Here is a 20,494-nt window from a genome sequence, read left to right on the forward strand (position 1 = left end):
CCATAACGCCCGTCCGGGTTTCTCAGAGAACGACGGTCGGCGTGACGACGGTGCGGCGGTGCGCGCCGGCGCCGAGGTGCACGAGGATCTGCGTGGTTCCGCAGGGGACGCGTTCGAGCACGAACCGTCCGCCCTCGTCGGTGGCCGTCGCGAACGTGCCGTGATCGGCGACCCGTACCTCCACGTCGTACTCGCCCGCGGGCGCGAGCCAGCCGTCGATCCGGTGCGTCTTCCCGATTTTGGTCAGGTTGATCATCACCGTCAGGTCGCTGACGGTGAAGGTGATCGTGCCGGTCGCCGTGCTGCGAACGCCCGCCAGTTCGTCGAGCCGCTCCCAGCGCGCGACCTCGACGTCGAGGTTCTCGAGCTCGAGCGCGAACTGGACCCGCTGCACCAGATCGTCCGGCGGCGGGTCTATTTCGTCGAGAAACCGGCCGATATCAGCCAGAATGGCCTCGTCGTCCGGAATCGCTTGGCCGTGTCCCGGCCTGCCGATGTTGTCGCTCACCGGGCGCCCCCTTCTCCTGCGAGCAGATCGCGCATCGAGTCGAGGCAGCGGCCCCTGGTAGGCCCCACGCTGCCGCGCGGCATCTGCATAGCCTCGGCGACCGCGCGGTATTCGGCGCGGCCGGCGAGGACGGTCAGCCGCAGCAGCTCCTGGCAGCGTGCGGGCAGGCGGAGGAAGGCGCGCCAGACCCGGCGGTCCCGGTCGGCGCGGACGGCTTCCTCCTCAGGCGCGGGATGATCGCTTTCCAGCGTCGCGGCGACCTCGTCGGACAGCGGCACGGGCTGGGTGCGCCTGCCGTAGGGACGGGTCGCCTCGCGGCGAGTCGTGGTGATCAGCCAGGCGGCGAGCGCGCGGGGGTCGCGCAGCTTCGCGAGCTGGCTGAAGAGAGCGAGCCACACGGTCTGGACCACGTCCTCGGCCAGCTGCCGGTCGAGCCCGTTGGCGCGCGCGACGTGCCATACGAGCGGCGTCAGCTCGTCGACAAGTTTCGCCATGGCGCGCCGATCGCCGCCCTGCGCCGCTTTCATGCAAGCGGCGTGCAGGTCGGCGCCGGTCAGGCCTTCCCAGGGCGGGTCTACCTCGGTGGTGTGCACGTCGGTCACCGTAGCTGCCTCACTCCGGAGGTGGGCCGACCCAGGCGAGCAAGCCACCGGTCGTGTCGGCACGGCCGGGCCCGTCGCGGGTCGCCTCTCCGGTCGGGTACCGGATCGATCGTGAATTGTGCGCGCTCTTTCGGTGGGTTCGGTGATGCGGATGGTGTACCGGGGCACGGTGTGTGCCCCGTGGGTGGGCTCTAGGTTGAGGAGCGAACAACTGGCTCTGGGATACATGAATCTCTGACTTTTTTCGGGTGAGTTTTTTCTTGGAGCCGGTTGGGGCGGCTTTGGTGCTGTCTCGGTGCTGCTTGTGGTGCGGATGGCGCTGCGATCTCGGTGCTGCTTCGGCGCGGGCGGTGCTGCGGTGCTGCTCTGGTGTGGGCGGTCCTGCTCTGGTGCGGGCGGTGCTGCGGTTGCGGTGCTGCTTCGGCGCGGTGGTCGTGCGGGTCTTGCCGCGGTTTTCGCGCCGTTCGCCCGGCGGTGTTTGCGCAGGCCCGGCGTGTTCTCCCGGGCCTGGCAGTCCGGCTGGCTTCCGTCGGGACCGGCGGGGTGCCGGGACACGACCGGCCGGGCTCCCCCTCCAGCACGGCCGCGTCCCGACAGCTCCGTCGGACCCGATGAGTCCCCCAACGACCCATCGCGCCCCGCCGACCCGGCTCGTCCGGGTGGATCCCTCCCCTGGATCCGCCCGTCCTCGCCAGCCCGGAAGCTGCCAGCCGATTCACCAGTCCCGCCCGTCGGCCGGATCGATCCCTCCCCCGGATCCACCCGGCCGAGCCAGTCAGGCCAGCTCGCAGGCCTGGTCTGGCTAGGCGGATTCCTCCCCGAACCCGCCCGGCCAGACCAGGCCGCAAGCCAACCGCCGGACCAGCCCGCGAACCCGCCGACCGACGAATCCCTCCCCGAGATCCGCAGCCGGACAGCCCGCGGACCGATCCGCCAGTCCTGCCGAACCTGCCCGCGAAACCCGCCAACCGAACAGACCCCTCCCCGGATCTGTCCAGCCGCGCCTGCCCGCGAGCCGGTTCGTGAGGGCTGGTCTCTTCCGCCGCTCCGGTCTGCTCAGCAAGCCGGGCGGGTCCCCTCCGAAACCCGTCCGGCCGGGCCGGGTCCCCCAGACCCGGGCCGAGCGGAGACCGGACCAGCTCGCACGCCAGTCCTCGTCGTCACGTCCATCTCTCACTGCGCACCGGCCGCCGGCCTGATCGCCCCCCTTGTGCCGATCAGGTCGCCGGTTCAGTGCTCGTGCACGCGGAGCGTGCGGTGTGCGGGTGCGCACCGGCCAGCGCGGGCTGCTCGCGCGCGCTGACCGGTACTCCCCGCCCCCATGAGGGCCCGCTCCCCTGTCGGGCCCCGCCGGAAGGGAATTCCTCCCCGAACTCCCTCCGGCTGACGACGTCCGGCAGCCCCCTCGGCTCCCGGGCGCCGCCCGTCTCGCTACTTGGCAGTACCGGTGTCGTCGAGCGGCTCGTGGTTGCCGTCCGGCTGCACTCCCCGGTTCGCCCCAGGCGCGGGGCTCGTCTTGACGGGCGGAACGGTGGTTCCCGGCTGCCGCTCGTCCTTCTGATCCGCAGGCATGTGGCCCTCCCTTTCCTTGGTTCGCCCTATAGGACGCATCCAGGGTGCGCCTAGATACACGGAGCGCCAAAGTTTTTGGGATTTTTGTGAACCTGCCGGTCAGGAAGGCCGCGTCACCTCCCCCGGATGCCAACCGTCAGTGACGATCGGTAATCCCTCCGAGAGCGCGGCGGCCCATGCGCGGTAACCGTCCGGACCGGGATGGAAACGGTCAGCGGCGAACATTCCCGGACGGAGCAATCCCGGCGCCAACGGGATGTGCGTGACCCCGGGAAGCCGGGTCAGCTCGCGCGCCGCCCGGTCGAGCGCGACGGACCGCGCGCCGAGCACGTCCCGCAGCGGCCGAGGCAAGGACGGGAAACTCGCGAGCGGCGGCACGCCCGCGAGAACGACCGGGACATCGCCGACCCGTCGCCGCACCTCGACGACAATCGCCAGCAGATCCCGCCGGTACCGGGCGGCCGAGTGCAGTTCCAGGGTGTCGTTCACGCCGAGGGCGACGACCAGCACGTCCGCCGCCCGGACGCGCGGAACCAGCTCGTCGAGAACCACCCGCGCCGACGCGCCGGTGATGCCCAGCGCGTGCCACCGCACTTCCCGGTCCGGGTACGCGCGCCCCAGCCCCACCGCGAGCTGGCCGGTGAGTGCGTCGGCGTGGGTGAGCGCGCCGACGCCGTCCACCGTCGACTCGCCGATGACGGTGAGCCGCAGCGGTCGCCCGGAACCGAGGGCGCCCTCGATCGGCCCGTCGGCCCCGGGGAGCCGCGGAGTCGCCCGACGCACCCGGACCGCCTGTGCGACCAGCACGGGTGCCATCAGGAAGAGGAGGAACAGCCGAAGAACTGCCATGCCTCCGACAGTAACGAGGGCCTACGACAAATCCGGGTCCGCGGAGGGAGTTGTCCACAGGGGATGTGAGTTGTGGACAACCCTGGGGATAGTTTGGGGAAAGCCGCCAGCGGCTTGTCTGCAACTGCCGACAGAAACCACCAGCCACGGGCGGCAGGACCCCAGACAATCCAGCCACGCGCGGCGGGCTCCAGGCCTCCAGCCACGGGCGGCGGGGCCCCGGCACACCAGCCACCGGCCGCGGGGCCCCGGCACTCCAGTCACCGGCGGCAGGGCTCCAGGCCTCCAGCCACCGGCCGCGAGGCCCCGGGCAAGCCAGCCCAGGTGTCGGCAATTGCGGACAGCCTCGTCACTGAGCGATCGACACCGTCTTCCCCGTCAGGGAATCGTCCTCGACCGCGTCCAGCAAGAACCGCGCCACGTTCGCCCGCGAAATCTGGTAACTCCCCCGCACATCCGCCCCCACCTGGCTGCGCACCCGAGCCCGCGCGGGCTTGTCGGTCAGCCTCGTCGGGCGGACGATCGTCCACCGCACCTCCGGAGCCTCGTGCAGGATCGTCTCCATCCGCTGCAAGTCGGCATATCCATTGCGCAACACCGCCCCCAGCAACGGCTTCAGCAGCAACCGCGAAAACAACGCGTCCCCCGGAGCAGGCAGACCGGACGCACTCACCACCACAAACCGCGTCTGCGAACCACGCAGCGCGGACACCACGGAGCGAGTGCCGTCGGAGTTGACCGTCGTCGGCTTGAGGTCCGTGGGGCCGAGCGCCAGGACAACGGCGTCACGACCAGTTACCGCATCGGCCAGGCGAGGATCGGTCAGCGTGTGAACCGCGACGTCCAATCGGGGATGCGCGGGCACCGTCAACCGCGCAGGGTCGCGGACTACCGCGGTTACGTGCCATCCGCGAGCCAGCGCTTCCCGCACCGCCAGGCCGCCGATCCGGCCGCTCGCGCCTAGGACGGTGATCTTCATGAGAGACCTCCAAAGAGGGGGTGAGTGAACACTTACCAGCTAGGGTGAGTGAACACTCACCACACTGAGAAGACCCTCAGGGAGCACACATGGGAAGCCGCGAAGACCTCGTCGCCGCAGCAGCGACGGTCATGCGGGAACGCGGGTACGCACATGCCACGACCAAGGCGATCGCGCAGGCCGCGGGCTATTCGGAAGCCTTGCTGTACAAGCATTTCCGCGACAAGACCGCACTCTTCCTGGCAGTGCTGAAAGAGGAGCTGCCCGACCTCGTCGCCACCGTGGCGAGGCTCACCGAAAACCCCGGGAAGGCAGAACTCGGCGACAATCTCGCCGAGCTGACCACCACGGCGCTGGCCTTCTACTGCGCGAGCTTCCCGATCTCCGTCTCGATCTTCTCTTCGCGCGACCTGCTCCGCACCCACCGGGACACCCTCGAAAACGGCCCCGACCTGCCGATCCGGCTCGTCGCCGATTATCTGGCCGCCGAGGTCAAGCTGGGCAGGCTGCGCAGCGATCTCGACGTCGAGGCCGCGGCCCGGCTCCTGCTCGGAGCGTGCTTCCAAGAGGCGTTCCTCGCGTCCTTCGAAGACCGAGAGCCGCGCCCGGACCTCGCACACCGCCTGGCCACGACCCTCGAGAGGCTCGGCTAGTCGCGGTTCTTCCGCAGCTCGTGCCAGCGGTCGTACAGGTTGTTGACCTCGACCAGCATGAACGCCAGGAAGTCCCGCATCTCCGCCAGCCGCTTCCCGGCGGGAGTGTCCGAGCCGAGCGCGTCGATGCCCTCGGTGGCCGCGTCGCGCCACATGATCAGGAAACGGTCGCGCTTGAGGAAAGTCGCGTACCAGAGGTCGTCGTAGAGCTGGTAGTGGTCGCGGCGCTCGCCGGGTTCGCGGACCTTCCGCACCAGGCCGATCTGGTCGAGGTACCGCACCGCGCCGGAGATCGCGGCCGGGCTCACCGACAACTGCTCCGCGAGCTCGGCGGCGGTCAGCTGCCCCGAATCGGTCGTCATCAGCGCCGCGAAAACCCGCGCCGACATGCGCTGCATCCCGATCTGAGCCATCACCAGGCCCAGGCTCTCGACGTATCGGCGGACGGCGTCCTCGTCACGTTCTGTCTCAGGCGTCGTCATCCGTCCATCCTCTCCCACGCCTCCCCGGAAGATCACTCGGTCCAGACGTTTTCTTAACTTCACAACTTCGTGAAAAGAGTGTAGCTTCCGAACCATGGGAAACGCCATTGCGATCTCCGGCCTGCACAAGGCATTCGGCCGGGTGAAGGCCCTCGACGGCCTTGATCTTCAGGTTCCCGCGGGGGAAGTCCACGGATTCCTCGGTCCGAACGGCGCCGGGAAGTCCACCACGATCCGCGTGCTGCTCGGATTGCTGCGCGCCGACGCCGGCGAGGTCCGGCTGCTCGGCGGCGACCCGTGGCGCGACGCCGCGAGCCTGCACCACCGGCTCGCCTACGTGCCCGGCGACGTCAACCTCTGGCCCAACCTGTCCGGCGGCGAGGTCATCGACCTCCTCGGCAGGCTGCGCGGCGGCCTCGACCAGAAGCGCCGCGAGGAACTCGTCGAGCGCTTCGACCTCGACCCGCGCAAGAAGGGCCGCACGTACTCGAAGGGCAACCGGCAGAAGGTCGCCATCGTCGCCGCGCTCGCGTCCACTGTGGACCTGCTGCTGCTCGACGAGCCGACCTCGGGCCTCGACCCGTTGATGGAGGCCACCTTCCAGGAAGTCATCCAGGAGGAACGCGCGCAGGGCCGCACCGTGCTGCTGTCCAGCCACATCCTCGCCGAGGTGGAAGCCTTGTGCGACAAGGTGAGCATCATCCGCAACGGCCGCACGGTCGAGTCCGGGACGCTCGCCGAGCTGCGCCACCTCACTCGCACCTCGATCTCCGCGGAGCTGTGCGGACCGCCGAACGGCCTGGCCAAGCTCTCCGACGTGCACGACCTCAAGGTCGAAGGCAACCGCGTCCGCTTCGACGTGGAAACCCGCTCGCTCGAGGACGCGCTGCGCCAGATGACCCAGATCGGCGTGCGCAGCCTGGAAAGCAGGCCGCCGACGCTCGAAGAACTCTTCCTGCGCCACTACGCGGACGAACTCGAGGCAGGGAAATGACCGGAGCGCTCAACGGCACCGGGCCGCTGATCCGGCTGGCCCTTCGCCGCGACCGGATCATCCTGCCGATCTGGATCGTTCTGCTCAGCCTCATCCCGGTGGCCACGATCAGCAGCTACGACCAGTTCTATCCGACCGCCGCGAGCCGGGCCGGGCTCGTCGCGTCGGCCGCCGCGAACCCGTCGTTCGCGCTGCTTTACGGCCCGGCGTTCAACCTCGGCACGGCGGGCGGGTTCATCGCCTGGCGGATGGGCGGGTTCCTGGCTCTGCTGACCGGCCTGATGGCGATCTTCACCCTCACCCGGCACACCCGCGCGGAGGAGGACACCGGCCGCGCCGAACTGCTTGCGTCCACTGTGGTCGGTCGATACGCGCCGCTCACCGCCGCACTCGCGGTGACCGGCGGGGCGAGCGTGCTGATCGGTGCGCTGCAAGCGAGCACGCTGGCGTCGAAGGTTCCCGCAGCGGGTTCCGTCGCGCTCGGCGCCAGCACTGCGCTCGCCGGCCTGGTCTTCACCGGCGTCGCCGCGGTGGCCGTGCAGCTCGGCGAATACTCGCGCACCGCGAACGGCATCGGCACGGCCGTGCTCGGCGTCGCGTTTCTGTTGCGCGGCGCGGGAGATTCGACCACGGACGCACATTGGCTGTCGTGGATCTCGCCGCTCGGCTGGGCGCAGCAGATCCGGCCGTTCGCCGAAGAACGTTGGTGGGTACTGATTTTGCCCGTCGCGACCACGCTCGTGTTGTTCGTCGTGGCCTACGTGCTGCTGCCGCGCCGGGACGTCGGCGTCGGCCTGCTTCCGCCGCGGCTCGGACCCAGCGAGGCCGCACCGTCGCTGCGGTCGCCATTCTCGCTGGCCTGGCGGCTGCAACGAGGTCCGTTGCTCGGCTGGCTGGTCGGGCTCGCGGTCGGCGGCGCGTTGTTCGGGACGATCGCGCAGGGCATTTCCGGTCTGGTCGGCGGCACCGAGCAGAGCAGGCAGATCTTCGAACGGCTCGGCGGATCGCACGGACTGGTCGACGCATTCCTCGCGACCATGGTGAGCCTGTTCGCGATGCTCGCCTCGCTCTACGGCGTGCAGGCGACGCTGCGGATGCGCACCGAGGAAACGGCGATCCGGCTCGAACCGCTGCTGGCCACACGGGTCGGACGGTTGCGCTGGGCCGCGAGCCACCTCGTGTTCGCGTTCCTCGGCAGCGCGTTGCTCGTGCTCGTCGGGGGCGTGCTGCTCGGGCTGTCGAACGGGCTGCGCAGTGGTGACGTCGGGGGTTCGGTCGGGAACATGGTCGCGGCCGTCGCGGTGCAGGTGCCCGCGGCGTGGGTGATCGTCGCGGTGGCCGCGCTGATCTTCGGGCTGCTGCCGAAGCTGGCGACCGCCGCCTGGGGCGTGGCGGCGCTGGCGTTGCTGATCAGCATGTTCGGGCCGGTCGTCAACGCGCCGCAGGTGCTGCTGGACGTCTCGCCGTTCCAGCATCCGCCGAAGGTGCCCGGCGAGGTGTTCACCGCACTGCCGCTCGTGGTGCTGCTGGCGGTCTCGGCGGTCGTGCTGGCGGCGGGACTGGCCAGCTGGCGGCGGCGCGACGTCGGCTGACCTCAGCGTTCGTCGCGGACGAACCCGGTGGTCGGGGCCAGTGTGGTCGGCGGGGGTGCCGACGGGCTGGAGGCCGTGGGGGTGACCGACACCGTGGCCGTGGTGGTGCGCGGCGGCGGGGCCGGGGGTGCGGGCGGGCGATGGGTCACGGTGATCGGCGGCAGAGGGAGGCCGGTCACCGTGACCGTCACCTGCTGCACGGGCGGCGGGGTGGGCGGCGAAGACTCTCCGGCCGGTCGCGGAGTGCGACCGGCGACCAGCAGCGCGGCGACCAGCAGGCCGCCAGCCAGCCCGGCGAGACCGGTCACGACGACATAACCCCAGGTGGGAGCGGTGTCCGACATCCGGCACCTCCTCGCCGCACGGTCACTCGGCTACGAGGGTTCGTCGCGTTGATCATAGGCTTCGTTACGCAGTGTGCAACTTGATATATACCGGCTCAACTTATGTCACACTGCTCACATGAGGGGGATTCTTCGCTCGCCGGATTTCCGGCGGCTCTGGCTCGCCGACGGCCTCAGCCAGGTCGGCAACCGCATCGATTTCCTGGTCATCCCGCTGCTGGCCACCACGACGCTCGCCGCGTCCGTGGCCGAGGTTTCGCTGCTGCGGACGCTCAGCACGCTCCCGTACCTGGTGCTCGGGCTGCAGGTGGGCGCGTGGTGCGACCGGATGCGCAACCGGCCGGTGCTGATCACCGCCGATCTCGGCCGCGCGGTGCTCATCGGCTCGGTGCCGCTCGCCGCGCTGTTCGGGTCACTGACGCTGGGGCATCTGTACGTCGTCGTCCTGCTGGCCGGCGTGTTCACCGTCTTCTTCAACGTCGCGCACCAGACCTACCTGCCGAACCTCGTCGAGCGCGGCGAACTGCCCGACGCGAACGCCAGGCTGCAGACGAACCTGTCTGTCGCCGCGATCGCCGGGCCCGGTCTCGGCGGGATGATCGTGCAGTTCGTCGGGGGTGCGGGCGCGATGGCGCTCGACGCGTTGACCTACCTGTGGTCCGCCGCGTGGTTGCGCCGCATTCGCACGCCGGATGTCCGGCCGGAGCCCGCGGAACGGAACCTCCGCCGCGAAATCGGCGAAGGCTTGCGGACGGTGCTGCACAATCCGATCCTGCGGGCGATCACCGTCCACAGCGCCGTTTCGAGTCTGTTCCAGTCGATGTTCATGGCGGTCTCGGTGGTGTTCTCGGTCCGCGACCTGCACCTCGAACCGTTCATGATCGGCCTGGTCAGCACGGTCTCGCTGACCGGAGCGCTGCTGGCCAGCCTGGTCGCCCAACGGCTCGGCACCCGCTTCGGCGCGGCGCGGGCGCTCTACATCGGCGGTGCTGTGTACAGCATTTCGTTCCTGCCCAACGCTTTCGCGACGCCGGGGTGGGGTATCGCGTGGTACATCGCGGGCGGGATCGCGTCGAGCTTCGGGATCATCGTGCTCGGAGTGTTCGAGACGAGCTTCCGGCAGGCGATCACCCCGCACGAATTGCTCGGCCGCGTCTCTTCGGTGTCGCAGACAGTCGTTTTCGGCATCGCCCCGCTCGGCAGTCTGCTCGGCGGCTTCATCGCGGAACTCACCACAACCCGGGTCACGCTGTACGTGTGCGGCATCGGAATCCTTGCCGCGTCAGCGATTCTGATCGCTTCGCCGCTTCGCAAGATGCGCGACCTGCCGCTCGCTGAGGGTGCGGTCAAGAACGATTAGCGGGACGGCAAGCGCGGCCAGAACAGCTCCGATGAGGCTGACCCAGGTGAGGGCCTGGGTGAGCGCGGCTGCTGCCAGGACCGGAGTCGCACTGATTCCTAGCTGAAAAGCCGACACCGTGGTCGCGCCGGCGAGCGTGGGAGCGTCGGCCGCGATGGCGAAGACGCGGCCGTAGATCGCGGGGTTCACCACGAAAGCGGCGACCCCGAGCAGAAACACCGTGGGAAGCACCGCCCACGAGCGGTGGATCGCGAAGACCAAGACGACTGAGAGGAGCGCGATCGCGACGGCTCCGCTCAGGAGCGCGGTGTGCGGTCGCTGGTCGGAGACGCGGCCGCCGATGGACAGACCGACGAAAGCGCCAATGCCGAAAAGCGCGAGGATCGCGGGAATCCAGACCGTGGGGACGCGGGTGATCTCGGCGAGCATGGCCGAGAGGTAGTTGAACGTGATCATGTACGCCGCCGTCGTCAGGATCGTGATCCCGAAAATGCCCCAGAGCCGCGGTTTGCGGATCGTCGCGAGTTCCCGCGGCACACTCGGCCGCACCGCCGAGCGGGTCGCCGCGGGGATCCCGAGCGAGCAGGCGACGACGCCGGCGAGCGTCAGTGCGACCACGGCCCAAAATCCGCCGCGCCACTGGGTGAAATGGCTGAGCAGGGTGCCTGCCGGTCCGCCGGCGACCATGGCGACGCTCAGGCCGCTGACCACGACTCCGGAGGCGCGGGCGTTGCGGTCCGGGGTGACCAGGTTGATCGCGGTCACCGAAGCGACGGCGAAGAATCCGGCGTAGGCGACGCCCGAGACAACCCGGCTCACCAGCAAGACCGGATAGTCGCCCAGCAGCCCGGCGGCGACGCTGGCCGCGAACACTCCTTGGGTGGCCATCAGCGCGGTGCGCCGGGGCCAGCGCAGGCTGAGCACGGCGAACGGCGGTCCGCCGATGACGACGCCGAGCGCGAACGCGGTGATGAGAAACCCGGCGGAGGACAGCGAAACCTGGAGATCGTCAGCCACCGCGGGCAGCACGCCGGCCAGAAGAAACTCCGCGCTGCCCATCGCGAAGAGGCTGAAGGCGAGCAGGTACACGCCGATGGGCAGGCGGCCGCTGCTCGCCTCGGCGAGGCGCACGCTGCCGGCGGTGGTGTGGGTTCTCGGATCCATGTGGATCACCTCCGCGACCAGCATCGGAAGCCACGTTCGAAAGCGGCAAGAAACGTTGCCGTTTCCGGGACGCATTGGTTGACTGCGCCGCATGAGCGACCACCCCGCCGTCGACGGCGTGCTCGAGCAGATCGCGCCCCGGCTGCGGCGTGCCCGGGACAACCGGGGCGTCAGCCTCGCCGAACTGTCACGGTCCACCGGCATCTCGACCAGCACGCTCTCCCGGCTGGAATCCGGCCAGCGAAAGCCGAGCCTCGAACTGCTGTTGCCGATCACCGCCGCGCTGGGCGTCCCGTTCGACGAGATCGTCGCCGCGCCCCGGATCGTCGACCCGCGTGTGCCCCAGCAAGCCGCCAAGCGGGACGGGCGCGTACTGATTCCGTTGTCCCGGCATCAGGGAGAACTCCGTGCCTACAAGCAGATCATCCCGGCGCGCGACGAAGAGCCTCATCCGCGTAGCCACGACGGGCACGAATGGCTCTACGTCCTTCGCGGACGCCTACGCGTGCGCCTGAGCGATCACGACTTCATCATGGGGCCTGGCGAAGCAGCCGAGTTCGACTGCCACATCCCGCATTGGTTCGGTGCCGCTGGCAAGGGCGACGTCGAAATCCTCAGCCTCTTCAGCAAATCCGGCGAACGCATCCACCTACGCGTCGGCCGCCGCGACTAGACCTTGCGCAGACCGTCGAGCAGTACGCGCACGAGGTGCCGACTGTCCGGCGTAAACCGCTCCACCGCGAGCGCGCCGACGATGAGTGCGCGCAGGTCTTCGCCGTCGATGTCGGCGCGTACAGCGCCTACGGCTTGCGCGCGTTCCAGCAGCGCGGTGAGGTTCACGCGAAACCGCTCCGCTGCTTCGGCCTTGTACGCGGAGCCGCTTGTCTCACCGAGCGCTTCGCAGATCGCGCGGTTACGCGACGCCTGTTCGATGACGCGCGTGAAGTAGTCGTAGAACGCTTCGCCCGGCGCGTCGGAGTCGATCAACTCCTGCGCCTCGACGCCGTACTGCTCCAGCCGCTCCACTACGACCGCCTGGAACAGCGCTTCCTTGCTGGGGAAGTGCCGGTAAACCGTGCCCGCACCGACGCCGGCCAGCCGCGCGATGTCGTCGAGCGGCACCGAGAGGCCGTCGACGGCGAAGGCTGCTTCGGCGGCAGCCAGCACACGGGCGCGGTTCCTCCGCGCGTCCGCGCGAAGCGCAGGCTTCTCCACCGGCTGTCTCCTCTGCTCTCAAAGTGGTGCGGTCGTCCGATTCTTCCCCGGAACGATCGCCGCCGCTTCTGACCGTGTCTCAGATCTCCAGGCCGCCGTTGACAACCGGAGTGCGAACTCCGTATCGTCGAAAGCGGGTGCCCCGTTCCGATTATCCGCCTGTCTTCCCGAATGAGGTTTCCGATGCCCCGCACCGTGTCCGAAGTGGCCGAGATCGTCGCGAACGCGCTGAGCGCCTTCGACGCCGCGCCGTTCGCTGACGTCCTCGCCGAGGACGCCGTCTACGAAATCCCGTTCACCGGCCACCGCTCGGCGGGCCGGGACGCCGTGCTGGCCACGCTTGGCGCAGGCAGCACCGTCGCCGCCCGGATCGGCCTGGAGAAAGTCGAGGTCACCACTACCGAAACCGCGGACGGATTCGCCGTCGAACTGGTCGCCGAGGGCCGCAATCCGCACACCGGGCACAGCTACCGGATCCCGTCGTCCGCCGGGCTGCTGACCGTGCGGGACGGCGAGATCACCCGGTACCGCGACTACCCGAACAACGGCGCGGCGACCGCGTTGCACGGGACGAAGGAGGTCTTCCAGCGCTTCCTCGACGCGGCCGTCGACAACCGCTGGGACGACCTCGCCGACCTGTACTCCGAGGACGTCGTGATCGAAATCCCGTTCGCGCCGGCCGGCGTGCCGAAGGTGACGCGCGACCGGGAGGAGTTGCGCAAACGCTTTCACGAGGCAGGACAGCGCCGCCGGATCACCAAGTCGGACCGGGTGGTCGTGCACGAGACCGGCGACCCGGAGGTGCTGGTTGCGGAGTACGACCTGCACGGGGAGTTCGAGGGCAAGCCGTACGTGTCGACGTACGCGATGGTGTTGACGGTGCGCGACGGGCGGATCGTGCACTCCCGGGACTACTCGGGCGCGCCGGTGTTCACGGAATCGGCTTAAGCGGCGTCGACGCCCGCCAGCCCGATCGCCATGTCCGCCAATGCCTCGCACCCCTCCCGCGCCCGCGTGTCGACGGGGTCGCAGACGTACTGCAGGATCAGTCCGTCCACTCCGGCGACGATCATGCGCGCGAGGTGATCGAAGGAAACGGCGGCGGTCTCGCCCGCCCGCTCGGCGGCTTCCCGGCACCAGGTAGCAACGACGCCGACGTAGCGCTCGTACTGGAGCCGGGCGAGCTCTTCGTGGCCCGGAGTGCGCAGCGCGTACATCGTCAGCTCGTACTGCAGCAACTGCAGGTCGCGTCCGCCTTCGACGAGCTTGCCCCAGAAGGTGTCGAGTCCTTGCCGGATCGCGTTCTCCAGGCCTTGGTCGGTGGTGGCCGAGGCCTGGAGAACGCCGGCGATCTCGTCGACGACGTCCTCGATCACGGCCCGGAGCAGCTTCTCTTTGGACGGGAAGACGTACTGCATGGTGGCCAGCGGGACGTCCGCCCGCGCGGCGACGACGCGCAGCGAAGTCTTGGCGACGCCGTGGGCGGCCAGTGCGGCGCGGGCGGCCGCGATGAACTGCGTCCGGCGTACCGCGGCCTCGACGTACGGCATGGCCACCCCTTCCGGTCAGTCGACCGAAATCTTGCCACGAACCCTTGCCAGCCGCGGCGGCGCTCCTTAGGCTGCACCAATTCGGTCACCTGACCGAATTTCCGGAACGCGAGGGGAGCAAGCCATGAAGGTCGTGGTCGTCGGCGCGGGACTGGCGGGGCTTTCCGCCGCACGGGAACTCAGCGACGCCGGAGCCGAGACAGTCGTGCTCGAAGCTCGCGACCGGGTCGGCGGGCGAGTCGAGGGCGGCGAGATCGGCGGCCATCCGATCGAACTCGGCGGCACCTGGATCGGCGAGGGCCATTCCCGGATGCGCCGGCTCATCGGCGACCTCGGCCTGGAGACTTTCCGTACCTGGAACGACGAAGGCAAGACGCTTGTCCAGCTCGGCGGCAAGCGGGCCCTCGTCAACGGAGCCAAGGGCGCGGTGCCGCGGCTCAATCCGGTCGCGCTCGCCGACCTCGCGCAGGGTTTGGCCCGCTTCGGCAGGCTCGCCCGCGGTATCGACCCGGCCCAGCCGTGGACGCATCCGAAGGCGCGCCTGCTCGACAGCCAGACCTTCGCGACCTGGGTCCGGCGCAACCTGCGCACCCCGAGCGGGCGGGCCTACTTCCAGGTCGCGACCGAAGCCGTCTTCGCCGCCGATGCCAGCGATCTGTCCCTGCTGCACGCGCTGTTCTACGCAGTCAGCAACGCAAACCTGGAAACCCTCCTCGCCGTCGACCGCGGCGCACAGCAGGACCGCGTCGTCGGCGGCTCCGTCCTGGTGGCACAACGACTCGCCGACGGACTCGACGTCAGGCTTTCGACACCGGTCGCGTCGGTGGCCCACGACCGGACTGGGATCACGGTCACCACCCGTGCTGGTCAGAACTTCACCGGCGACCAGGTCGTCATCGCCCTCCCACCGACGCTCGCCGGGAGGCTGAGGTACGCCCCGGTGCTGCCCGCTTGGCGCGACCAGCTGACGCAAAAGCTGCCAGCCGGCACCGTCACCAAGTCGTTCGCCGCGTACTCGACGCCTTTCTGGCGTGAGCAGGGACTCAACGGGCAGGTCGCTTCCGACACCGGCCCGGTCAAGGTCACCTTCGACGTTTCCCCGCCGGGCGGTGAGATCGGCGTCCTTCTGGGCTTCGTCGAAGGCGGCGAGGCACGGCGCTGGCAGCGTCTTCCTGCCGACCGGCGCCGTCAGGCTGTGCTCGATTCCTTTGTCCGTTACCTAGGGCCGCGGGCCGCCGAACCGACTGCGTACGAGGAGAAGGACTGGAGCGCCGAGGAATTCACCCGAGGCTGTTACGGCGCCCACTTCGCCCCCGGTGTGTGGACCAGTTACGGCGACGTGCTGCGGCCACCGGTCGGCCGAATCCACTGGGCGGGTGCGGAGTACGCGGTGGAGTGGAACGGCTACATGGAGGGCGCAGTGCGATCCGGCAGCGCTGTCGCGGAAGAGATCATGCGCCGTTGAATTGGCTCACCGAGTCGCGGTCTGCGAAGCCCCAGGAGTGAACAAATGCTCCACCGTAGCCACCGTCCAATCCCACACCCCCGGCACCAGCAGCACCCCCACCAGCGCGAATACCGGGAACACCAGCCGCGTCTCCACCTTCTTCCCGGTGTGCAGCCGCAGCGGCTTCGGCGGGCGGAGTTCGTACCAGGTCTCCCCCGCGATCGGCAGCGGGAACAGGAACGGGCAGCCCGACTCGGTCAGCGAATCGCCGAGGCAGTGCACGAAACAGCCAGCCGCCACAGCCACCCCGAGCCAGCCGGAGATGTCCGCCAGTTGGGCCACCCGGTCATCGGGCGCGGTGAAGTACCACCAGGCCACGGCACCGCCGTACGGCAGCAACAGCCAATCGCCTAGCGCGGCGACGGCGAGCAGGAGTCCGAACAACAGCACGCCCAGCACGGCCCAAGCTCCGCCAGCCGAACAGCCAGCGGAGGTAGCCGCGCCGAGGGCGACGGCGAACAGCAGGGTGTGCGAGAGGTGCCGGTGCGTGCCGGTCACCTTTTCGTCGCGCGGGCCCTTCGTCAGGGCGTATACGGCTGCGGACACCCGGCGCAGCAGCCAGGACAGCGCGCCGGTCAGCCAGCCGAACAGGCGGGTCGCGCTGGCGCTGGGATGGTCAAGGTCCGGCAGCAGCGCGAACCCGGCCGTGGTGGCCGCGAAGACCACCGCCTGGTGCACCGTGCCGACGCCGACCGCGGGTGCCAGGGCGAGCCCCGCGCACCAGCCGGTCAGGGCGTGCGTGCGCCCCATCATGATGGTTATCCCCCAGGTCGCGGACCATTTCCGAAGTCCGCGCGACCGTATCGGGAGATCAGGCCGGAGGTTCCTCCGACACGCTCAGGTGTTCGGCCACGCCGGTGAGCTCGATCACCCGGCTCACCGCCGGGCTCGGCACGACCTCGAGTTCGACGTCCTGTTCCCCGGCCTGCCGCTGTGCGTGCAGGACGACGTTCAGCGCCGAAGAGTCGAAGAAGGTCACCCCGGTGAGGTCGGCCACGACGCGACGGGAATTCTTGTCCGCGATCAACCCGGCAAGAGCTTCCTGCAGCTGCGGGCTGGTGAGCAGATCGAGTTCACCCGTGACCACCACCCTCGGCTCGGCGGCCGCGGTGTCCAGCGTGATGCCGAATCCGGGCGGAGTGGCGTTCTGGTCGGCTGCGGGCATGCAGTTTCTCCTCGTCAGGCGCTGCTCCTGCGCCGGTACGCGCCTGTAGTACTCAAGCGGCAACCGTGTCACGGTCCCAAGCATCTGGAGACTCAACCCTAACCCAGTGGGTGACTGAGTCCGCGTCGGCACATGGCTACACCTTGGCGCGCGGGCGACCGGCGGACGCACAGCACCCCGCGCGCCGCAGGTGGGCGCGCGGGTCGTGGGGCAGGACGGGTCAGGCGGACACCGTCTTGCGCTTCGCTCGCCGTTCGCGCATGAACAGCTCACGGCGCTCGATCTCGCCGAGCCCGCCCCAGATTCCGTACGGCTCTTCGACGGTCATCGCGTGCTTGCGGCACTGCGCCAGCACCGGGCAGGTGTGGCAGATCGCCTTCGCGCGGGACTCGCGGCGCTCGCGCGCGGAGCCGCGCTCATTGTCGGTATGGAAGAACAGGCTGCTGTCCGCGCCTCGGCACGAGCCTTGAAGCTGCCACTCCCACTCCTCGGCCACCACGTTGGGCAGTCGGCTCACGTCAGCCATGTCGTCCCCACCTTTCCCGGGATCAGCACTCGACCGCTACATGCCCGCCGGTCGCGGCGGTCAAACCCGGGTTTGGTTTGCTCACCCCCCGGGCATGTGGCAGACCGGGCACGAAAGACTGGCGCGGCACGCCGGAGAGAGGAACAGCACGTGGAGGAGAACGCCCCGCTCGAGCGCGAGGACGCACAGCTCATCGAGGTGCGGACGGCGGCTATCCCGCACGTGGTGCCCACCCTGCGCACCATCGTCGCCGACATCGCCATGCGGCAGGACTTCGACCTGGACGCGGTCGAGGATCTGCGGATGGCCGTGGACGAGGCCTGTTCGATGCTGCTGCCCTCGGCCGCCGACGGCAAGCTGACCTGCGTGTTCTCCTGGCTGGAGGGCCGGATCGAGGTCACTGTGTCGGTGGTCTCCGATCGCGCCGACCACGGCGACGAGACCGGGCTGTCCTGGCAGCTGCTGACCGCGCTCGCGACGTCGGCGCGGCGCACCGTGACCCCGGCCAACGGCCGGTACCTCTCCCGGGTGCAACTGGTCCGGGAGAGTGAGGCGGCCAGCTCGTGACGAACCCCGCCGGCGGCGACAAGCCCACCGACGTGGCGGCACTGTTCCACGAGCTGACGCAGCTGCCCGACCGTTCGCCCCGCCGCGAGGAGATCCGGGACCGGCTGGTGCGCGAGCATCTCGAACTGGCGCGCAACCTCGCCCGGAAGTTCCGCAACCGCGACGAGGCGATGGACGACCTCGTGCAGATCGCGACCGTCGGCCTCATCCACGCGGTGGACCGCTACGACCCCGGGCAGGGCACCGATTTCCTGGCCTTCGCGGTGCCGACGATCTCCGGCGAACTGCGCCACCACTTCCGCGACAACAGCTGGTCGGTCCGGGTGCCGAGACGGCTCAAGGAACTCAACGCGACGATCTCGGCCGCGCGCGAGGAGCTGACCGTGCGGCTGTCCCGCGCGCCGAAGCCCAGTGAGATCGCGCGCCATCTCGGGGTGCCGATCGAGGACGTCTACGAGGGCCTGCGGGCCGGTCAGGGCCGGTACGGGGCCTCGCTGGACAACCTGCTGGAGAACTCCGCGCACACGCGCTTCGGCGCGCCGGACGCGAACCTCGGCCAGGCCGAACTGCGCGAGGCGCTGCGGCCGATGCTGGACAGTTTGCCCGAGCGCGAGCGCAAGATCGTGGCGTTGCGGTTCGGGTCCGGGATGAGCCAGTCGGACATCGCGCGCCGCGTCGGGGTTTCCCAGATGCAGGTGTCCCGATTGCTGGCGGCGACGCTGAAAAAGCTGCGTACCGGACTGGCCGAGACTGACATCACCGAGGGCACCTGATTCGCCTTCGGCCGAGTTGGGTAAACACCACATGCGAGCACAGCGGTCGGGAGGTGCGAAAGCCATGACGACGTCGAGGATGCCAACCAGGAGCACCGGGGCGGCCGCCGCCACCGTGCGCCTGGAGCTCCCGGACGACGTCACCGCGCCCGCTATCGCGCGAGCCCAGGTTCGCGCCGCGCTCGCCCAGCTCGACGTCCCCGCCCAGGTGCGCGACGACGTGCTGCTGGCGACCTCCGAACTCGTCACCAACGCCTTCGAGCACGGCGACCGGCCGGACCGGCTGGAGCTCCGGCTCGAGCACGGCGAACTGATGGTGCGGGTCTTCGACACTTCCGCCTCCATTCCGCAGCTGAAAGAACCGGTCGCCCCGTCCGCGGCGCGCAGCCGGGGACTGATGCTGGTGCGCGCGCTGTCCCGCCGCTGGGGTTACGACCCGGCCGAGGGCGGGAAGTGCGTCTGGGCGGCGTTCGGCCTCGGCTGACGACGCCCGCGCACCACGAGTCCGGCCGCGCCGAGCGCGCCCAATCCGACGCCGAGCCAGCCCGCGATCATTCGCGGCCGTTCGGCCGCCGCGCAGCCGTCCTCGCCGTGTGCCTCGGCGATCAGCCAGCCTTCCGGAGCGCTGAGCGCCGTGCCGCAGCCGATCCGGACGCTCGTGGTGTCCGTCGGCGGATCGCCTTGGCCGAACATATTCGCCGGCAGTCCCAGCATCTGGTCGCTTCGCGTTCCGTAGATCGTCTGGACGCCGGTGGGGTTTCCGTTGCCGTCGAGGTAATAAAGGGCAGTCACCGGCAGCAGGAAGAACACGATCCCGGCGACGAAGGCCGCCGCGCTGGCGAACCCGATCCACAGCGCCGGACGCCGGGCGAGGGCCATCCGCGGTTCGCCGGGGAATGCCTGGTGAGCAGGGCCGAGAGGCGGCGTGGGGCGGGGAGCTTCGGTCATCGTCGTGCCTCCTGATCGGGAGTTGCCGACCCGGTTGTAGTCCGGTCCGCCGGGACGGGTCCCGAGGCGGCGCTGTCCGGTTTTGTCTCGTTCGCTCCCGTTGCCGGTGCCTTACGCTCGCCGGATGCTGGACGCAATCGGGGTGACTGGGGACGAGGAGCGGGTCTACCGGCTCCTCGTCGGGATGTTCGACGCCGGACCGCGTCAGGTGGCCGAGCAACTCGGGCTCAGCCCGGCGCAGGTGTCGGCGATCCTGCGTTCGCTGCACGCCAAGGGGCTGGTCAGCCTGGTCGCCGGGGACGAGCCGAAGTACGCGCCGTCGCCGCCGGACGTCGCGTTCGGGCCGTTGCTGATGCGCGGGCAGGAATCGCTGGAGTGGGCGCGCACCGCGGTGAGCCGGATGGCCGAGGAGTACCGCGGGGGCGCGCGGCGCCGCGACGCGACGCAGCTGGTCGAGGTGATCACCGGGAGCGCGGCGATCCGGCAGCAGCTGACGAACATCCAGGTCGGCGCCCGGCACGAACTGCTGTGGTTCTGCCGGGCCGGGCACATCGCGATGGCGTCCGGCGAGAACGCCGACGAGTACGACGCGCTCGCCCGCGGCGTGCGGTACCGGGTCGTCTACGAACGGGCGATGCTGGAAGAGCCCGGCATGATCGAGAACGTCGCGCACGGGATCCGGCACGGCGAGGAGGCTCGGTCGTCGACCGTCGTGCCGGTGCGGCTGGCGATCGCCGACGGCACCATCGCGTTGTGCCCGCTGGTGCAGAACCTCGACGGCTCCGGCGAACCGACCGCCGCGCTGATCCGCGACAGCAGCCTGCTAGCCGCGCTGATCGCGTTGTTCGAAAGCTATTGGGAACGCGCGTGGCCGTTGCGCGCCGACGGGACTCCGCAGGACGCTCCCGGCGGCGCGGGGCCGGATCGGGACGAGCTGCACCTGTTGTCGTTGCTGGTCGCGGGGGTCACCGACAAGGCGATCGCGACGCGGCTCGCGGTCAGCCAGCGGACTGTGCAACGCCGGATCCACGACCTGATGTCCCGGATGAACGTGCAGACCCGGATGCAGCTGGCGTGGGAGGTCAGCCGGCAGGGCTGGCTCGACGAGCCTGCGGCAGCCGGATAACCGCGAGGGGTTATCCGG

At 69.7% G+C, this 20,494-nt stretch carries 25 protein-coding genes; 11 read left to right on the plus strand and 14 right to left on the minus strand.

Annotation, left to right across the window (positions count from 1 at the left end; translation table 11 throughout):
* Positions 1-22 precede the first annotated feature (22 nt).
* From AB5I40_RS24990 to AB5I40_RS25010, 5 genes are all read right to left on the minus strand, one after another.
* Positions 23-508 carry a carboxypeptidase regulatory-like domain-containing protein gene (locus AB5I40_RS24990; RefSeq protein ID WP_354738939.1) on the minus strand — a complete coding sequence of 162 codons (486 nt, stop codon included), beginning with the start codon at positions 506-508 and terminating at the stop codon, positions 23-25.
* Positions 505-1,110 (minus strand): RNA polymerase sigma factor, encoded by a 606-nt coding sequence (locus AB5I40_RS24995; RefSeq protein WP_370932479.1) that lies wholly within the window; start codon positions 1,108-1,110, stop codon positions 505-507. Before AB5I40_RS24995 ends, AB5I40_RS24990 begins: the two co-directional genes overlap by 4 nt.
* Positions 1,111-2,541: 1,431 nt before the next feature.
* The gene (locus tag AB5I40_RS25000; RefSeq protein ID WP_158242475.1) at positions 2,542-2,682 is read right to left on the minus strand and encodes a hypothetical protein; all 141 of its coding nucleotides are present in this window, start codon (positions 2,680-2,682) and stop codon (positions 2,542-2,544) included.
* 99 nt (positions 2,683-2,781) lie between these two features.
* A complete protein-coding gene (locus AB5I40_RS25005) occupies positions 2,782-3,531 on the minus strand; it encodes an SGNH/GDSL hydrolase family protein (RefSeq protein ID WP_370932480.1) in 750 nt (249 codons plus the stop codon).
* Positions 3,532-3,880: 349 nt separating this feature from the next.
* The gene (locus AB5I40_RS25010) at positions 3,881-4,510 is read right to left on the minus strand and encodes an NAD(P)-dependent oxidoreductase (protein ID WP_370932481.1); all 630 of its coding nucleotides are present in this window, start codon (positions 4,508-4,510) and stop codon (positions 3,881-3,883) included.
* An 89-nt stretch (positions 4,511-4,599) separates the two neighbouring features.
* Between AB5I40_RS25010 and AB5I40_RS25015 the strand changes: the two genes are divergently transcribed.
* Complete coding sequence (locus tag AB5I40_RS25015) at positions 4,600-5,163, plus strand: TetR/AcrR family transcriptional regulator (protein ID WP_370932482.1); 564 nt, start codon at positions 4,600-4,602, stop codon at positions 5,161-5,163.
* Here AB5I40_RS25015 and AB5I40_RS25020 read toward each other — a convergent pair.
* The gene (locus AB5I40_RS25020; protein ID WP_370932483.1) at positions 5,160-5,645 is read right to left on the minus strand and encodes a GbsR/MarR family transcriptional regulator; all 486 of its coding nucleotides are present in this window, start codon (positions 5,643-5,645) and stop codon (positions 5,160-5,162) included. The genes AB5I40_RS25015 and AB5I40_RS25020 overlap by 4 nt on opposite strands.
* 94 nt (positions 5,646-5,739) lie before the next feature.
* Between AB5I40_RS25020 and AB5I40_RS25025 the strand changes: the two genes are divergently transcribed.
* Positions 5,740-6,639 carry an ATP-binding cassette domain-containing protein gene (locus AB5I40_RS25025; protein ID WP_370932484.1) on the plus strand — a complete coding sequence of 300 codons (900 nt, stop codon included), beginning with the start codon at positions 5,740-5,742 and terminating at the stop codon, positions 6,637-6,639.
* Positions 6,636-8,231, plus strand: coding sequence for an ABC transporter permease (locus tag AB5I40_RS25030; protein ID WP_370932485.1), 1,596 nt, complete (start codon positions 6,636-6,638; stop codon positions 8,229-8,231). The genes AB5I40_RS25025 and AB5I40_RS25030 overlap by 4 nt, the downstream gene beginning before the upstream one ends.
* Before the next feature lie 2 nt (positions 8,232-8,233).
* On the opposite strand, the gene AB5I40_RS25035 is transcribed toward AB5I40_RS25030, so the two are convergent.
* Positions 8,234-8,575: a hypothetical protein gene (locus tag AB5I40_RS25035; RefSeq protein ID WP_370932486.1), complete on the minus strand. Its 342-nt coding sequence runs from the start codon at positions 8,573-8,575 to the stop codon at positions 8,234-8,236.
* Positions 8,576-8,693: 118 nt separating this feature from the next.
* Between AB5I40_RS25035 and AB5I40_RS25040 the strand changes: the two genes are divergently transcribed.
* Positions 8,694-9,935, plus strand: a complete 1,242-nt coding sequence (locus AB5I40_RS25040; RefSeq protein ID WP_370932487.1) for an MFS transporter — start codon at positions 8,694-8,696, stop codon at positions 9,933-9,935.
* Here AB5I40_RS25040 and AB5I40_RS25045 read toward each other — a convergent pair.
* Positions 9,858-11,099, minus strand: coding sequence for an MFS transporter (locus AB5I40_RS25045; protein WP_370932488.1), 1,242 nt, complete (start codon positions 11,097-11,099; stop codon positions 9,858-9,860). The two genes, AB5I40_RS25040 and AB5I40_RS25045, sit on opposite strands and share 78 nt — an antisense overlap.
* A gap of 91 nt (positions 11,100-11,190) precedes the next feature.
* Between AB5I40_RS25045 and AB5I40_RS25050 the strand changes: the two genes are divergently transcribed.
* On the plus strand, positions 11,191-11,772 hold the full coding sequence (locus AB5I40_RS25050; RefSeq protein ID WP_370932489.1) for a helix-turn-helix domain-containing protein: 582 nt from the start codon (positions 11,191-11,193) through the stop codon (positions 11,770-11,772).
* On the opposite strand, the gene AB5I40_RS25055 is transcribed toward AB5I40_RS25050, so the two are convergent.
* A complete protein-coding gene (locus tag AB5I40_RS25055) occupies positions 11,769-12,314 on the minus strand; it encodes a TetR/AcrR family transcriptional regulator (RefSeq protein ID WP_370932490.1) in 546 nt (181 codons plus the stop codon). The genes AB5I40_RS25050 and AB5I40_RS25055 overlap by 4 nt on opposite strands.
* A 183-nt stretch (positions 12,315-12,497) precedes the next feature.
* Between AB5I40_RS25055 and AB5I40_RS25060 the strand changes: the two genes are divergently transcribed.
* Entirely contained in the window at positions 12,498-13,262 is a 765-nt protein-coding gene (locus AB5I40_RS25060) for a nuclear transport factor 2 family protein (RefSeq protein WP_370932491.1), read from the plus strand.
* Here the strand turns inward: AB5I40_RS25060 and AB5I40_RS25065 are convergent.
* On the minus strand, positions 13,259-13,864 hold the full coding sequence (locus AB5I40_RS25065) for a TetR/AcrR family transcriptional regulator (protein WP_370932492.1): 606 nt from the start codon (positions 13,862-13,864) through the stop codon (positions 13,259-13,261). The genes AB5I40_RS25060 and AB5I40_RS25065 overlap by 4 nt on opposite strands.
* Positions 13,865-13,988: 124 nt before the next feature.
* Here AB5I40_RS25065 and AB5I40_RS25070 point away from each other — a divergent pair, with 124 nt between their 5' ends.
* Positions 13,989-15,329 carry a flavin monoamine oxidase family protein gene (locus tag AB5I40_RS25070; RefSeq protein ID WP_370932493.1) on the plus strand — a complete coding sequence of 447 codons (1,341 nt, stop codon included), beginning with the start codon at positions 13,989-13,991 and terminating at the stop codon, positions 15,327-15,329.
* Between the two features lie 6 nt (positions 15,330-15,335).
* Here the strand turns inward: AB5I40_RS25070 and AB5I40_RS25075 are convergent, their stop codons facing one another.
* The 3 genes from AB5I40_RS25075 to AB5I40_RS25085 form a co-directional block, all read right to left on the minus strand.
* On the minus strand, positions 15,336-16,121 hold the full coding sequence (locus AB5I40_RS25075) for a metal-dependent hydrolase (protein ID WP_370940600.1): 786 nt from the start codon (positions 16,119-16,121) through the stop codon (positions 15,336-15,338).
* 61 nt (positions 16,122-16,182) lie between these two features.
* Positions 16,183-16,536, minus strand: coding sequence for an STAS domain-containing protein (locus AB5I40_RS25080; RefSeq protein WP_009086015.1), 354 nt, complete (start codon positions 16,534-16,536; stop codon positions 16,183-16,185).
* 220 nt (positions 16,537-16,756) lie between these two features.
* Positions 16,757-17,062, minus strand: a complete 306-nt coding sequence (locus AB5I40_RS25085; RefSeq protein WP_009086013.1) for a WhiB family transcriptional regulator — start codon at positions 17,060-17,062, stop codon at positions 16,757-16,759.
* Between the two features lie 150 nt (positions 17,063-17,212).
* On the opposite strand from AB5I40_RS25085, the gene AB5I40_RS25090 reads away from it, so the two are divergent.
* The 3 genes from AB5I40_RS25090 to AB5I40_RS25100 all read left to right on the plus strand — a co-directional run bounded on the left by AB5I40_RS25090 (position 17,213) and on the right by AB5I40_RS25100 (position 18,886).
* The gene (locus AB5I40_RS25090) at positions 17,213-17,629 is read left to right on the plus strand and encodes an anti-sigma factor (RefSeq protein WP_182893754.1); all 417 of its coding nucleotides are present in this window, start codon (positions 17,213-17,215) and stop codon (positions 17,627-17,629) included.
* Positions 17,626-18,402, plus strand: a complete 777-nt coding sequence (locus tag AB5I40_RS25095) for a SigB/SigF/SigG family RNA polymerase sigma factor (protein ID WP_370932494.1) — start codon at positions 17,626-17,628, stop codon at positions 18,400-18,402. The genes AB5I40_RS25090 and AB5I40_RS25095 overlap by 4 nt, the downstream gene beginning before the upstream one ends.
* 64 nt (positions 18,403-18,466) lie before the next feature.
* Complete coding sequence (locus AB5I40_RS25100; RefSeq protein WP_344287745.1) at positions 18,467-18,886, plus strand: ATP-binding protein; 420 nt, start codon at positions 18,467-18,469, stop codon at positions 18,884-18,886.
* Here the strand turns inward: AB5I40_RS25100 and AB5I40_RS25105 are convergent.
* A complete protein-coding gene (locus tag AB5I40_RS25105) occupies positions 18,832-19,350 on the minus strand; it encodes a hypothetical protein (RefSeq protein ID WP_370932495.1) in 519 nt (172 codons plus the stop codon). The genes AB5I40_RS25100 and AB5I40_RS25105 overlap by 55 nt on opposite strands.
* A gap of 124 nt (positions 19,351-19,474) precedes the next feature.
* Between AB5I40_RS25105 and AB5I40_RS25110 the strand changes: the two genes are divergently transcribed.
* Positions 19,475-20,476, plus strand: a complete 1,002-nt coding sequence (locus tag AB5I40_RS25110) for a helix-turn-helix domain-containing protein (protein WP_370932496.1) — start codon at positions 19,475-19,477, stop codon at positions 20,474-20,476.
* The last annotated feature ends 18 nt before the right edge of the window (positions 20,477-20,494 follow it).

It is taken from the genome of Amycolatopsis sp. cg13 (assembly GCF_041346965.1).
Lineage (GTDB): Bacteria > Actinomycetota > Actinomycetes > Mycobacteriales > Pseudonocardiaceae > Amycolatopsis.

Excerpts from the sequence above, each read along its gene's own strand:
- AB5I40_RS25000 (WP_158242475.1), bottom strand. The coding sequence starts at position 2,682 with ATGCCTGCGGATCAGAAGGACGAGCGGCAGCCGGGAACCACCGTTCCG.
- AB5I40_RS25005 (WP_370932480.1), bottom strand. The coding sequence starts at position 3,531 with ATGGCAGTTCTTCGGCTGTTCCTCCTCTTCCTGATGGCACCCGTGCTG.
- AB5I40_RS25010 (WP_370932481.1), bottom strand. The coding sequence starts at position 4,510 with ATGAAGATCACCGTCCTAGGCGCGAGCGGCCGGATCGGCGGCCTGGCG.
- AB5I40_RS25015 (WP_370932482.1), top strand. The coding sequence starts at position 4,600 with ATGGGAAGCCGCGAAGACCTCGTCGCCGCAGCAGCGACGGTCATGCGG.
- AB5I40_RS25020 (WP_370932483.1), bottom strand. The coding sequence starts at position 5,645 with ATGACGACGCCTGAGACAGAACGTGACGAGGACGCCGTCCGCCGATAC.
- AB5I40_RS25025 (WP_370932484.1), top strand. The coding sequence starts at position 5,740 with ATGGGAAACGCCATTGCGATCTCCGGCCTGCACAAGGCATTCGGCCGG.
- AB5I40_RS25030 (WP_370932485.1), top strand. The coding sequence starts at position 6,636 with ATGACCGGAGCGCTCAACGGCACCGGGCCGCTGATCCGGCTGGCCCTT.
- AB5I40_RS25035 (WP_370932486.1), bottom strand. The coding sequence starts at position 8,575 with ATGTCGGACACCGCTCCCACCTGGGGTTATGTCGTCGTGACCGGTCTC.
- AB5I40_RS25040 (WP_370932487.1), top strand. The coding sequence starts at position 8,694 with ATGAGGGGGATTCTTCGCTCGCCGGATTTCCGGCGGCTCTGGCTCGCC.
- AB5I40_RS25045 (WP_370932488.1), bottom strand. The coding sequence starts at position 11,099 with ATGGATCCGAGAACCCACACCACCGCCGGCAGCGTGCGCCTCGCCGAG.
- AB5I40_RS25050 (WP_370932489.1), top strand. The coding sequence starts at position 11,191 with ATGAGCGACCACCCCGCCGTCGACGGCGTGCTCGAGCAGATCGCGCCC.
- AB5I40_RS25060 (WP_370932491.1), top strand. The coding sequence starts at position 12,498 with ATGCCCCGCACCGTGTCCGAAGTGGCCGAGATCGTCGCGAACGCGCTG.
- AB5I40_RS25065 (WP_370932492.1), bottom strand. The coding sequence starts at position 13,864 with ATGCCGTACGTCGAGGCCGCGGTACGCCGGACGCAGTTCATCGCGGCC.
- AB5I40_RS25070 (WP_370932493.1), top strand. The coding sequence starts at position 13,989 with ATGAAGGTCGTGGTCGTCGGCGCGGGACTGGCGGGGCTTTCCGCCGCA.
- AB5I40_RS25075 (WP_370940600.1), bottom strand. The coding sequence starts at position 16,121 with ATGGGGCGCACGCACGCCCTGACCGGCTGGTGCGCGGGGCTCGCCCTG.
- AB5I40_RS25080 (WP_009086015.1), bottom strand. The coding sequence starts at position 16,536 with ATGCCCGCAGCCGACCAGAACGCCACTCCGCCCGGATTCGGCATCACG.
- AB5I40_RS25085 (WP_009086013.1), bottom strand. The coding sequence starts at position 17,062 with ATGGCTGACGTGAGCCGACTGCCCAACGTGGTGGCCGAGGAGTGGGAG.
- AB5I40_RS25100 (WP_344287745.1), top strand. The coding sequence starts at position 18,467 with ATGACGACGTCGAGGATGCCAACCAGGAGCACCGGGGCGGCCGCCGCC.
- AB5I40_RS25105 (WP_370932495.1), bottom strand. The coding sequence starts at position 19,350 with ATGACCGAAGCTCCCCGCCCCACGCCGCCTCTCGGCCCTGCTCACCAG.
- AB5I40_RS25110 (WP_370932496.1), top strand. The coding sequence starts at position 19,475 with ATGCTGGACGCAATCGGGGTGACTGGGGACGAGGAGCGGGTCTACCGG.